The 12745-nt window shown below is 69.2% G+C and carries 14 protein-coding genes; 2 read left to right on the top strand and 12 right to left on the bottom strand.

The genetic code is table 11. The features are described from left to right. Positions 1-91 precede the first annotated feature (91 nt). The 7 genes from NM1_RS03045 to NM1_RS03075 form a co-directional block, all read right to left on the bottom strand. Positions 92-397 (bottom strand): DUF2469 domain-containing protein, encoded by a 306-nt coding sequence (locus NM1_RS03045; protein WP_011210678.1) that lies wholly within the window; start codon positions 395-397, stop codon positions 92-94. A gap of 43 nt (positions 398-440) precedes the next feature. Beyond that, on the bottom strand, positions 441-1238 hold the full coding sequence (locus NM1_RS03050) for a ribonuclease HII (protein ID WP_068013915.1): 798 nt from the start codon (positions 1236-1238) through the stop codon (positions 441-443). 150 nt (positions 1239-1388) lie between these two features. Beyond that, entirely contained in the window at positions 1389-2210 is an 822-nt protein-coding gene (gene lepB / locus NM1_RS03055) for a signal peptidase I (protein WP_114699637.1), read from the bottom strand. Between the two features lie 110 nt (positions 2211-2320). After that, positions 2321-2662, bottom strand: a complete 342-nt coding sequence (rplS, locus tag NM1_RS03060; protein ID WP_068013609.1) for a 50S ribosomal protein L19 — start codon at positions 2660-2662, stop codon at positions 2321-2323. A gap of 205 nt (positions 2663-2867) precedes the next feature. Continuing rightward, positions 2868-3722 (bottom strand): hypothetical protein, encoded by an 855-nt coding sequence (locus NM1_RS03065; protein ID WP_246011452.1) that lies wholly within the window; start codon positions 3720-3722, stop codon positions 2868-2870. Between the two features lie 384 nt (positions 3723-4106). Further along, positions 4107-6563: a Tex family protein gene (locus tag NM1_RS03070; RefSeq protein ID WP_084519110.1), complete on the bottom strand. Its 2457-nt coding sequence runs from the start codon at positions 6561-6563 to the stop codon at positions 4107-4109. A 226-nt stretch (positions 6564-6789) separates the two neighbouring features. Continuing rightward, the gene (locus NM1_RS03075; RefSeq protein ID WP_068013612.1) at positions 6790-7371 is read right to left on the bottom strand and encodes a TetR/AcrR family transcriptional regulator; all 582 of its coding nucleotides are present in this window, start codon (positions 7369-7371) and stop codon (positions 6790-6792) included. A gap of 84 nt (positions 7372-7455) precedes the next feature. Between NM1_RS03075 and NM1_RS03080 the strand changes: the two genes are divergently transcribed. Beyond that, positions 7456-8340 (top strand): SDR family NAD(P)-dependent oxidoreductase, encoded by an 885-nt coding sequence (locus NM1_RS03080; protein ID WP_068013614.1) that lies wholly within the window; start codon positions 7456-7458, stop codon positions 8338-8340. Positions 8341-8469: 129 nt separating this feature from the next. On the opposite strand, the gene NM1_RS03085 is transcribed toward NM1_RS03080, so the two are convergent. After that, positions 8470-9423, bottom strand: coding sequence for a TetR/AcrR family transcriptional regulator C-terminal domain-containing protein (locus NM1_RS03085; protein ID WP_068013617.1), 954 nt, complete (start codon positions 9421-9423; stop codon positions 8470-8472). A 118-nt stretch (positions 9424-9541) separates the two neighbouring features. Between NM1_RS03085 and NM1_RS03090 the strand changes: the two genes are divergently transcribed. Further along, positions 9542-10270 (top strand): DUF2306 domain-containing protein, encoded by a 729-nt coding sequence (locus tag NM1_RS03090; protein WP_084519111.1) that lies wholly within the window; start codon positions 9542-9544, stop codon positions 10268-10270. Positions 10271-10531: 261 nt separating this feature from the next. Here NM1_RS03090 and trmD read toward each other — a convergent pair whose 3' ends face one another. The 4 genes from trmD to rpsP all read right to left on the bottom strand — a co-directional run bounded on the left by trmD (position 10532) and on the right by rpsP (position 12590). After that, complete coding sequence (gene trmD, locus NM1_RS03095; protein ID WP_068013619.1) at positions 10532-11275, bottom strand: tRNA (guanosine(37)-N1)-methyltransferase TrmD; 744 nt, start codon at positions 11273-11275, stop codon at positions 10532-10534. A gap of 3 nt (positions 11276-11278) precedes the next feature. Beyond that, entirely contained in the window at positions 11279-11818 is a 540-nt protein-coding gene (gene rimM / locus NM1_RS03100; protein WP_068013621.1) for a ribosome maturation factor RimM, read from the bottom strand. Next, complete coding sequence (locus NM1_RS03105; RefSeq protein WP_068013624.1) at positions 11819-12061, bottom strand: RNA-binding protein; 243 nt, start codon at positions 12059-12061, stop codon at positions 11819-11821. An 82-nt stretch (positions 12062-12143) separates the two neighbouring features. Further along, positions 12144-12590 (bottom strand): 30S ribosomal protein S16, encoded by a 447-nt coding sequence (rpsP, locus tag NM1_RS03110; RefSeq protein ID WP_068013626.1) that lies wholly within the window; start codon positions 12588-12590, stop codon positions 12144-12146. Between the last annotated feature and the right edge of the window lie 155 nt (positions 12591-12745).

A 12745-nucleotide genomic window follows, 5' to 3' on the forward strand; every position in this document is an offset into this window, starting at 1 on the left:
TCAACGACTCCGACCAGGCAAAACAAGAAACCTGTTGATAACCCCAACCCTGTGCACAACAAGCGACGCGACGCAGGGTTGGGGTCCACCCCTACTCGGGCAACCGCAGGTCCGGCTTCTCCAACTCCTCGATATTCACATCCTTGAACGTGATCACCCGAACATGCTTGACGAACCGCGCAGGCCGGTACATGTCCCACACCCACGCGTCCGACATGCGCACCTCGAAATACACCTCCCCGTCGGCGTTCTGCGGCCGCAGTTCGACGGAATTGGCGAGATAGAAGCGGCGCTCGGTCTCCACCACGTACGAGAACTGACCGACGATGTCCTTGTACTCGCGGTACAGCGAGAGCTCCATCTCGGTTTCGTACTTCTCGAGGTCCTCTGCACTCATCTGGTGGAATGTCCTCCTTCTCGCCACAATGCGTGTGCCGACATCATCTCGCATGGGCGGTGCCGGTAGCCACTCGCCTCGATTCGGGCATGTCCGGATCGGCGACCACGCCCTCCGGATCCATCAGCGCCTCGGCTTCGATCATTGCCTCCGGATCGATCGCCTCCTCCGCGTCGAGCACCGCGGCGTCGACCGTCTCGTCCGGTGCGACTCCTTCGGACTGCCCGTTCAACCGCACATTCCGCCAGGACCGGCGGTGTTCGTTGCTCGGCCCGAGCTCCTTCAGGGCCGCCAGGTGCTCCGGGGTGTTGTAGCCCTTGTGCGCGGCGAAGCCGTAGCCGGGGATCCGCTTGTCCAGGTCCACCATCATGCGGTCGCGGGTCACCTTCGCCAGGATGCTGGCCGCCGCGATACAGGCCGCGGACGCGTCCCCGCCGATCACCGGCAGCGACGGCACGGGAATGCCGGGCACCCGGAAGCCGTCGGTGAGCACGTAGCCGGGGTCGGCGCCCAGCCCGGCCACCGCCCGCCGCATGCCCTCGATATTCGCGACATGAATGCCGATGGCGTCGATCTCCCATGCCGGGATCACCACCACCTGCCACGCCAGCGCCCGGCGCTTGATGATCGGAAACAGCCGCTCCCGGGTCGCCTCGGTGAGCCGCTTGGAGTCGTCCAGTTCGGCCAGCGAATCGTAGGCCTTGGGCGCGAGCAGGCAGGCCGCGACGACCAGCGGCCCCGCGCAGCATCCGCGCCCGGCCTCGTCAACGCCCGCGACGGGCCCCAGCCCGCTGCGGATCAGCGCCGCCTCCAGGGTGCGCAGGCCACTCGCCTTGCGCATCACGACCCGGGGCGGCCAATCGCCGCTGCGCACGGCGATGGGTCGAATCCCTTTGCCGCCCTTACCCTTGCGGGCGGCGCGCTGCTGATTCCGCGCCACTGCTGCCACCATTCGATTATCCGCGCGTTCGATTTCCGGCTGCTACCCGGGTCAGTTCGTCTGGGGGTCTTCCGACCGGATCGGCCCGATCCGGTTGGGCGGCCAGATCTTGAACACCGCCTTGCCGCGGATGTCGTCGACGGGCACGGTGCCGGAGTATTCGTCGTCGACGTGCGCGCGGGAGTCGGCGGATTCGTTGCGGTTGTCGCCCATCACCCAGACGTTGCCGTCGGGCACCTTGACCGGCCCGAACTCCCGGCCCACCGGGTTGATCCGCAGCGTGCCCTGCACATTCGTCGCGTAGGGCAGGCCCGGCTGGTACGGGAAGTTGTAGTGCGCGTACGACTCATCGAGGGGTTTGCCGTCGACCATCACCCGGCCCTGGGCGTCGCAGCACTGCACGGTCTGACCGCCGGTCGCGACCACACGCTTCACCAGATCGTTCTCGTCCGGGGGCACCAGCCCGAAGAACGAGAAGAAGTTCTGGACGCCGCGGATGACGACATTGCTGGAGCGGTTGGAGCGGTAGGCCTTGTTCCAGGAATCGCTCGGGCCCACGAACACCACCACGTCGCCGGGCGAGGGGTCGCCGAAGTCGTAGCTCAGCTTCTCGACGTAGATGCGGTCGCCGGTGCAGCCGGCGCAGCCGTGCAGCGTCGGCTCCATCGACTGCGACGGGATCACGTACGGACGGCCGATGAACGTCACCACCAGCGCGGCGATCACCGCTGCGATCACGATCAGGATCGGCAGCTCCTGCCAGAAGGGGCGCTGCTTCTTCTGCTTCTTGGCCCGCCGTCGCCTCGGCGTGGTTGCCCCCGCGCGTTCGTCATCCGCTCCGGATACCCGCACCGAGTCGATTTCGTCTGCCACGCCGAACAGCGTAGCCCGGCATGCTGAGTGCCCGCGCGGTGCCGCCCCGGCGCGGGAAAGGAAAAACCCCCGGCCGACCGGCCGGGGGTTTTACGAGCAGAGTGGCTGCCTCAGCGCTTTTCCTTGATCTTGGCGGCCTTGCCGCGCAGATCGCGCAGGTAGTACAGCTTCGCGCGGCGGACATCGCCGCGGGTCACGACATCGATGTGGTCGATGGTGGGGCTGTGCACCGGGAAGGTGCGCTCGACGCCGACACCGAAGGACACCTTGCGGACCGTGAAGGTCTCGCGGATGCCGCCACCCTGGCGCCGGATCACGGCGCCCTTGAAGACCTGGATGCGCTCCTTGTTGCCTTCGATGACCTTCACGTGCACGTTGACGGTGTCGCCCGGCCGGAAGTCGGGGACATCGGTGCGCAGCGACTTTTCGTCGACGAAGTCGAGGGTGTTCATTTCCGTCCTTTGGAAGTTCTCGTGAACAGAGGAACCTGGCGGCCTGCCGCTCGACCGGTTCGTGCTCCGGATATTGGGCGGTGCGCCGGGCGGACTCGCCCAGGGCAACCCGGTTATTGTGCCAGACCACGCACCCGGACGGTTAATCGGGTTGCCGACGCCACGTTCGCCCGCTATGGCCAGGCCTGCGGAGGCCCGGGGCAGGTCAGTCGGCAACCTTGCGGCCCACCCACACCGGGTGCGGCGGCGCGGGGGCCGGAACCACGGTACGCGCCAATTCCTCTTCGGTCGCGCGCCGCACGTGCGCGACGTCCGGGCTCCCGGCGATCAGGTCCTGCACGAAGATCTTGGCCCGGATCACCGGGCGCCGGTAGCGGCGTTCACGCCGGATCGCCCGCTGCATGAGCTTCGACCGGCCCGCGTACCGCCAGCGCGCCCAGGGCGCGCCGGGGCGGCTCAGCCGCAGCGCCCCGACGACCAGCAGCGGGAGGAAGAACATGCCGAACAGGCCGGTCCAGATCTTGCCCTTGGCGATGACGATCGCCGCGAGTGCCAGGTTCACGATCGCGAACAGCGCGCCCAGGATCTGGCCCGGCCGGCTGCCGTCGTAGCGGATGTCGTTGACCTCGAGCAGCCACAGCGGATGAAAGCCGAGCAGCAGCAGCCCCGTCACCGCCAGCGCGACGAATACCGCGTCGACCGAGGTGCGGCCCTGCTCCTCCCAGTACACGTCGCGCAGGTAGTAGATCAGCGCGAACTCGTCGAGCACGAGGGCCGCGCCGACGCCGAACGCCGACGCCAGCACGCTCACCGTGCCGACCCCGCTGCCATACGACGCGACCAGCCCGATCCCGGACAGCAGCACCAGCACGACCCCGAACACCATGTGATGGATGTGCACGTCCCCCGCGCGCAGGTTGCCCGGCCACCACCGCACCTGCTTGCGAATCAGCCGGACGCTCAGGCGAATCAGCAGAAACCCGACGATGAACCCGAGCAGAAAGCACAGCAGCGGTAGACGCCCCTGCGCGATGACCGAGTCATCGAGCCACCGTCTGATACCTGCCATGTCCCAGTCGTCTCCGGAGTCGCTGCGGGATCGGTCGCGGTCTCCGCTGCGCGCGCTCGATGCGCCGGACCCGCTGCCACATTGTGCAGGAATTACATGACGACCGGCCGAACCCCGCGCGACGCACCGCACAACCCGCCCACGTGTCCGGCTATCCGGCCGCCACGGCGCACGGTTGGGCTCAGCCGATATCGCCGTTCGGTCGGTAGGGTGCCCGCGCCACCGCAACAACGACTCGTTGCCTGGCGATTACTGTGCCGAATGCGGCCAGAGGCACGGCGCAGCGCATCCGCCATGGCGCCGCACCACCACTCTGCCCGCGGCCCGGCAGAACCCACTCCCGGCGCGGGGCTACCCGCCGGAATTGTCCCTCTCCTACTTGCCGAATCCCGCCCGGCGCAGCGCATCCGCCATGGCGCCGGACGGCTCGGGAGCGTTGCGGCGCTGCTGGTTTCGGCCCTGCCCCCCACGGTTCTGGTTACCGCCCTGGTTCCCGCGGTTCTGCCCGCCGCCCTGGCCACCGCGGTTCTGGCCACCGCCCTGATTCCCGCGGTTCTGCCCGCCGCGACCCTGCTGCCCCTGCGGGCGCTGGCCGCCGCCGCGCTGGCCCTGGCCGCCTTTTTCCGGCTTGCCGGGCTCGTCGTCCAGTCGCAGGGTCAGGCCGATGCGCTGGCGCGCCACGTCGACCTCGAGCACCTTGACCTTCACCACGTCGCCCGACTTCACGACCTCGCGCGGATCGCGGACGAAGGTGTGCGACATCGCCGATACGTGCACCAGGCCGTCCTGGTGCACGCCGACGTCGACGAATGCGCCGAACGCGGCCACATTGGTGACCACGCCCTCGAGCACCATGCCGGGCTTCAGGTCGGCGACCTTCTCCACGCCGGCGGCGAACTCCGCGGTCTTGAACTCCGGGCGGGGGTCGCGGCCGGGCTTCTCCAGCTCGCTGATGATGTCGGTGACGGTCGGGAGGCCGAAGGTGTTGTCGGTGAACTCGGCCGGGCGCAACGCCTTCAGCACATTGCTGTTGCCGATCACCTCGAGCACTCCGCGGCCGGTGCTGTCCACGATGCGCCGCACCACCGGATAGGCCTCCGGGTGCACCGCGGAATTGTCCAGCGGGTCTTCTCCGTCGCGGATGCGCAGGAAGCCCGCGCACTGCTCGAATGCCTTGGGCCCCAGGCGCGGAACGTCGCGCAGGCCGGTGCGGTTGCGGAACGGGCCGTTCTGATCGCGGTGCGCCACAATGGATTCCGCTACCGAGGCGGAGATGCCCGACACCCGCGACAGCAGCGGAACCGAGGCCGTGTTGACATCGACGCCGACCGCGTTCACCGCATCCTCGACCACCGCGCCCAGCGAGCGGGCCAGCAGGGTCTCCGACACGTCGTGCTGGTACTGGCCGACACCGATCGACTTGGGGTCGATCTTCACCAGCTCGGCCAGCGGGTCCTGCAGGCGGCGGGCGATCGAGACCGCGCCGCGCAGCGACACGTCCAGCTCGGGCAGTTCCTGGGAGGCGTAGGCCGAGGCCGAGTACACCGAGGCGCCGGCCTCCGACACCACGATCTTGGTGGGCTTGTTCTCCGGAATCCGCGAGATCAGTTCGGCGGCAAGGGCGTCGGTCTCGCGCGAGGCGGTGCCGTTGCCGATCGCGATCAGGTCGACACCGAAGCGGGCGACCAGCGCACCGAGCACGGCGAGGGACTTCTCGGTCTGGCCCTGCGGCTTGTGCGGGTAGATGGTCTCGGTGGCCACGACCTTGCCGGTGCCGTCGACGACGGCCACCTTGACGCCCGTGCGATAGCCCGGATCCAGCCCCATGGTGGTCCGGGTGCCCGCCGGCGCGGCCAGCAGCAGGTCGCGCAGGTTGGCGGCGAACACGTCGACGGCATCCTTCTCCGCGGACTGCCGCAGCCGCATCCGGACATCGATGCCCAGGCTCACCTGCAGCTTGGTGCGCCAGGCCCAGCGCACCGTGTCCAGCAGCCAGGAGTCGGCCGCGCGGCCCCGCTCGGCGATGTCGAACTGCCGCGCGATGCGGCCCTCGTAGATCGTGCGCTCGCCCTCGACGGGCTCCTCGGTATCGGGCTCGAGGTGCAGGGACAGCACCTCCTCCTTCTCCCCGCGCAGCAGCGCCAGGATCCGGTGCGAGGGCAGCTTCGTGAACGGCTCGCTGAAATCGAAGTAGTCGGAGAACTTGGCCCCGGCCTCCTCCTTGCCGGCGCGCACCCGGGAGGTGACCTGCCCGCGGGACCACATCAGCTCGCGCAGCTCACCCACCAGGTCGGCATCCTCGGCGAAACGTTCCACCAGGATGGCGCGGGCGCCGTCGAGCTGTTCGGCGTCGTACTGCGCGGGATCGGTGGTGGGGTCGCCCAGCAGCGCGTCGGCGACCGGCTCGTGCCCGGCCTCGCGGGCGATCTGCGCCTTGGTGCGGCGCTTGGGCTTGTACGGCAGGTAGATGTCCTCGAGGCGGGCCTTGGTCTCGGCCAGCATGATCTGCTGCTGCAGCGCCTCGTCCAATTTGCCCTGACCGCGAATGGATTCCAGGATCGACGTCCGGCGCTCGTCCAGCTCACGCAGATAGTGCAGCCGCTCCTCCAGCTGCCGCAGTTGCGCATCGTCGAGCGCGCCGGTGACCTCCTTGCGGTAGCGCGCGATGAACGGCACCGTGGACCCGCCGTCGAGCAGTTCGACGGCGGCACGCACCTGCTCGTCGCGCACGCTCAGCTCATCGGCGATGCGACGGCTGACGCTCGCTAGGCGTACCTCCGCATTCGCTCCGGCCGTGCGCGGGCTGTCGGCGGCTACGCCGGCTGTGCCCATTGTGCGTACGGTCCCGACGACCGGCGGATCGGCCGAGACGGAACCAGCGTCGGTGCTGGGTGCTGCGCTGACGGATTCTGGGGCTGTCGTCACGCCCGCAGACACTACCGTCGCACCCCGACAGCCAGCCAGAGTGCCGCACCGGAAGTACCTTCGGCCACATCCTGTTCCGCTCGTCCCACCCGCCTCAGCAGCGGCGACGGGTGCGAGCCGCAACCAGCGCGGATCATGCCGGGCGGGCCGAGGCGCGCAGATATCCGAGAAGATCGTCGACGAGATCGGACGGGTCGGCGTGTCCCTTGCCGTCGGCCGACAGATGTCCGGCGGCGGCCAGATCGGCGGCCCCGTGCGCCAGCGCGCGCAGCAGTGCGGCGAGCCGTTCGGGATCCCCCGCGGGCAGCGCACCGGCGGTCTGCGCCTGGGCGACCAGCGCCACCAACGCACTCTGCGCGTTGTGCGCGACCTCGGTCAGCTCCGGCGATTCGACCGACCAGCTGCCGAAGACCAGTTTGAAGCGCGCCGGGCGAGTCAGCGCCCACCCGATATAGCTGTGCAGCACCTCGCGCAGCACGTCCGCGGGATCCGGATACCGCTGCGCGATCGCCGCGAATTCGATTGCGCGCTCGGATAATTCGCGCGCCGCCACGGCGGCCAGCAACGCCTGCTTGCTGGCGAAGTGCTTGTACGGAGCGTTGTGCGACACCCCCGCGCCGATGCCGACCTCGCGCAGCGTCACCGCCTCGACCCCGCCGCCGTCCAGCAGCCGCAGCGCGGAGTCGAGCAGTACCTCACGGGTCGTCGGGGCCATCGGCTCATCGTACGACCAGGTTGACAATGTCAACCTGGCGGCCTAGGTTGACGTTGTCAACCAGCGTACGGACGGGAGTTGGACATGAACCACACAGGGACGGCGGTCGTCACCGGCGCCACGAACGGCATCGGCGAGGCGATCGCGAGGCAGCTCTCCGCGCGCGGCTGGACGGTGGTCACGGTGGGGCGCAGCACCGAGCGACTGGCGGCCGCGCAACAACGGATCCGCGCGGTCGTGCCGCAGGCCGACCTGCGGTCCGAACTCGCCGACCTCTCGCTGCTGACCCAGGTGCGAGCACTGGCGGACCGCCTCGATCCGGCGCAGGTCGACGTCGTGATCAGCAATGCCGCCGTGGTCGCGGATCTGGCCGATCACACCGAGGAAGGAGTGCAGCGCACCCTGGCGACCAACCACCTCGCGCCCTATCTGCTGCTGCGCACGGTGGGCGAAAGGATCGCCGCGTCAGGACGATCCGCACGACTGGTCGTGGTCGGCGCCTCCCCGACAGCGCTGCGCAGGGTTCCGGTCGACCTGGACGATCTGGGTTTCGCGGCCGAGCGGGGGTTCGCCGCGGCCCCGAGCTTCCGCCCCTTCGTCGCCTACGGGCGCACCAAGAACATGAACGCGATGTTCGTCTACAGCCTCGCCCGTCGCCTGGCGGGGACCGGCGTCACCGTGAACGGCGCGCATCCCGGCATCATCCGCGACACCGGCCTCGGCCGGGACTCGGCCACGGGCCTGCTCCGAGTCTTCGGCTGGACGCAATGGCTGAACCCGATGCTGGGCGGCCCGGACGCGGGCGCGGACACCCCGGTCTGGCTGGCCACGGCACCGGAGCTATCGGATACGACGGGCCGATTCTTCGTGCGGCGCAAGGCCGTTCGCACCGCCCCGCACACCACGGACACCGCACGCCTGGACCGGCTGTGGGAAGAAAGCGCCGAGCTGGTCGGCCTGCCCGCGTAGCCACCCGGCCTGACCGGTCGCGAATCCGGCCCACCCGGCAGGAATTGCCGCGAGGAGGCGGATCGTGTCCGTCCAGGCCGGTTCCACGACACCCTGACCGCTGCGCCGCCCTCATCCGCGGCTACCGAATCAAAGCGCGCCGCTGTTGTTTTCGGCCTCGCGTTCGAGATACGCCGCGATGCCGTCGAGCTGGCGTTGCAGGCCGAACTCGAACAGCGCGTCGATATCGTCGAGCTCGCGCCGGTTCACCTCGAACGCCGCGATCAGCGGGAACCGGCCCGAGCCGACGATCTGCTCGGCCGCCGCGTCGTCGGATGCGCGCCGGAATGCCGCGGATCCGCTGCCGGTCACCTCGGCCACGCGACTCAGCGCGATTCCGGTGACGTAGCCCGCCAGCGAGATCATCAGCCGCATCAGGATCACGGGGTCCAGGCCGAGATCGCGCAGGACGGCGAGCTGCCATTCGACGTGTGCCATCGCGTTGGGCAGCAGCGGCGGATCGATCAGGGAGGCGACCAGCGGCGCAGCCCAGGGGTGGCGCCGATAGATACGCCACTGCCACCGGGCCCCGGTCTCCAACCGGGAACGCCAATCCGGCGGGCCGGGCTCCGGCAGGCGGTGCTCCCCGAAGGCGGCGTCGGTCATGAGCACGCACAGCTGTTCCTTGTCGGCGACGTGGCGGTACAGCGCCATCGCGCCCACGCCCAGCTCGGCGCCGACGCGGCGCATGGACACCGCGCGCAGTCCCTCGGCATCGGCGACCGCGATCCCGGTGCGCACGATGCGCTGCCGGGTCAGCGCCGAGTCGGGCGGCGCCGCGCGCGGAGTCTGCTTCGCGAGTGACGGGATACGCCGGACGACCGTTCCCACGCCGGGGACAGCCTCGGCCAGTCCCTCGCGCTGCAGCAGGGACAGCGCCTTGGTCGCGGTCGCCATCGCCACACCCCGGTCCCGGATCAGCTGCCGCGTGGACGGCAGCCGATCGCCGGGCCGGAGTTCACCGGATTCGATGCGACCGCGGAGCTCGGCGGCGATCCGCAGGTACGGCGGGCCGGGCCGGGCGTGCCCCTCTGCATCTCTCATTGCGCACCACCCTAGCGCACTAGTGCAGGAATGTGAATATCAGGGATTTCCCCCATATTTGGGCCACACAATCGGAAATACGATGTACGCAAATACGACGTACACGTAGGGATACGAGATGACCGAGATCGCGCCAGATCGCCCACGCACTCCGGCCGATACCCCGGCCCGACCGGTTCGGCAGCGCTGGTGGCGGAGGCCGTGGGTGGTGCCGCTGGCCCTGCTGGTCTTCGCCTTCGTCGCCGTCTCGCTGCCGCCCTACCTGACCCTCGACTCCGACCGTTCACGGGTGCCGTCACCGCCCGACTTCGCGCCGCACTACCCCATGCTGGTGGCGCACGTGCTGTTCGGTTCCGTCGCGATGCTCACCTGCTGCCTGCAGGTCTGGCCGTGGTTTCGGCAGCGCTACCCCCGCGCGCACCGGATCTCGGGGCGCGTGTACGTCTTCGGCGGCGTCGTGCCCGGCGGCGTGCTCGCCCTGTTCATCGGCGCGTTCTCGCCGTTCGGCCCGGTGGCCCGGGTCAGCAATGTGATGCTCGCGCTGCTGTGGCTGACGTGCACCGTCATCGGCTACCGGCGGGCCCGGCAGCGCCGGTACGGCGACCACCGCCGCTGGATGATCCGCAGTTTCGCCCTGACCCTCTCGATCATCGGCAACCGTCTGTGGGGCGCGATCGTCACCGTCGTCCTGATCGTGACGACCCCGGGCATCGCGGACGACGGCGACCGCCTGGCCGAGACCACCGCGGGCATCGGCACCTGGCTGGGCTGGACGGTGGCGCTGCTCGCCGCCGAATGGTGGTTGGTGGAACGACGCCGCACCCACCGTCCCCGAGTGGGGGTGTAGCCGTGTCACCGGCCATCGCCGCTTCCGGCGTGCTGCTGGCCGGAATTCCCTGCGGCCGGTGCGGATCCCGGCCAAAAGCATGCCGGGAACAATGGGACCTACGCACCGGGACAACGATGGGGACCTACGCACCAGGACAACTATGGCAACCTACGCACCAGGACAACCATGGCAACCTACGCACCAGGACAACCATGGCAACCTACGCACCAGGACAACGATGGCGAATCCGCGCCGGGACGACGGTGGCGAATCGACGGATTACTCGCCGTCCGGTAGTAGGTCGGGGCGGCGTTCGCGGGTGCGGGCCAGGGACTGGTCGTGGCGCCAGGCGTCGATGCGGGCGTGGTTGCCGGACAGCAGGATTTCGGGGACGTCCAGCCCGCGCCAGCTGACCGGGCGGGTGTAGCTGGGCCCCTCGAGCAGGCCGTCGGAGAACGAATCCTGTTGGTGGGACAGCTGATTGCCGAGCACCCCGGGGATGAGGCGGACCACGGCCTCGGTCATCACCAGCACCGCGGCCTCACCGCCGATCAGCACATAATCGCCGATGCTGACCTCTTCGACCCGTACCCGGCGGGCGGCATCGTCGAAAACGCGCTGATCGATGCCCTCGTAGCGGCCGCAGGCGAAGACCAGATGCCGTTCGGCAGACCAGCGTTCGGCGGTCTCCTGGGTGAACGACACACCGGCGGGCGTGGGCACCACCAGCAGCGCGTCGTCGGGGCACACCTCGTCGAGCGCGTCACCCCACACGGTCGGTTTCATCACCATGCCGGGACCGCCACCGTAGGGGGCGTCGTCGACGGCCTGATGCACATCGTGGGTCCACCGGCGCAGATTGTGCACACCGAGCTCCACGAGCCCCTTGTCGATCGCCTTGCCCAGCAAGGCCGTTCGCATCGGCTCCAGATACTCGGGAAAAATCGTGACGACATCGAGGCGAAGCGCGGCGCGCGGCGCAGCGGCATCCTGCGGTGCGGCGGGTTCATCGACGCTGCGCATCGCTCACTCCTCGTCGAGCAGTCCCTCGGGCGGATCGATGACGATCACGCCCTCGGCGATCGATACGGTCGGCACGATCGCGGTCACGAACGGGATGAGAATCTCACGCCCCGCGGTGCCCCCGGCGCCTTCGGCCGCCCGCACCGAAAGCAGTTCTCCCGCAGCCGAATGCAGCACCTCGGCGACCTCGCCGACAACGGTGCCGTCGTCGAGCCGCACGGTGAGTCCCTCGAGTTCGTGGTCGTAGTACTCGTCCGGATCCTCCGACGGCGGCAGGTCGGCGCTGTCGACCACGAAGAGCGTGCCGCGCAACGCATCCGCGGCCTCGCGATCCGAAACACCCTGCAGGCGTAGGAGAAGTCGGCCCGAATGCTCCCGGACCGACTCCACCGTGTACTCCTGTGTCGCCTTCGCCCGAGGCATGCGCCCGCGCAGTACCGCGCCGGTCGCGAACCTCAGCTCGGGCTCGTCGGTACGGACCTCGACCACGAGTTCACCGCGCACACCGTGCGATTTGGCGATCCGCCCGACAACCAGTTCCATCTACTGATCGGTATCGACCACGTCGACCCGGATACCCCGGCCGCCGATACCGGCGACGAGGGTGCGCAGCGCGGTCGCGGTACGACCACCTCGACCGATCACCTTGCCCAGATCGTCCGGGTGCACGTGCACCTCGACGGTGCGCCCGCGCCGGCTGGTGATCAGCTCGACGCTGACGTCATCGGGATTGGCGACGATGCCGCGCACCAGGTGCTCGACAGCATCGGCGACGACTGCGCTCATGCCTCCACCTCGCTGGCGCTCGGCTCCGGCATGAACGCAGAGTGCGCTGTGTTGATGGTTCGCTCGCTACGCTCGCTCACGATTACTCGCCAGCCTCGGCCTTCTCAGCGGTCTCGGCCTTCTCGGCGTCGTCGGCCTTCTTCGACGCCTTCTTCTTCGGCGTGGTGGCCTCGGCGACGGGCTCGCTGTCGGCGGCGGCCAGCGCGGCGTTGAACAGATCCAGCTTCGACGGCTTGGCCGCCTTGGTCTTCAGGGTGCCCTCGGCGCCCGGCAGGCCCTTGAACTTCTGCCAGTCGCCGGTGACCTCGAGGATGCGCTTGACCGGCTCGGTCGGCTGCGCACCGACGCCCAGCCAGTACTGCACGCGCTCGGAGTTCACCTCGATCAGCGAGGGCTCCTCCTTGGGGTGGTACTTGCCGACGCTCTCGATCGCGCGGCCGTCGCGGCGGGTGCGCGCGTCGGCGACGACGATGCGGTACTGCGGGTTGCGGATCTTCCCGAGCCGGGTGAGCTTGATCTTGACAGCCATGGCTGTTGCCTTTCGGGTGGTGGCCGCCGCGGGGCGGCCGGTTGGTCACGGCGCAATTCAGCGACCCACACGGATGCGGGCCCGGTTTTGCGTAGAGTGTGTGACCGCCGCGCGGTACGTAACCGGAGACGGGCTGACACTGTCCCGACGCGGAG

Origin of the sequence: Nocardia mexicana NBRC 108244, from assembly GCF_001613165.1 — a bacterium.
Classification (GTDB): domain Bacteria; phylum Actinomycetota; class Actinomycetes; order Mycobacteriales; family Mycobacteriaceae; genus Nocardia; species Nocardia mexicana.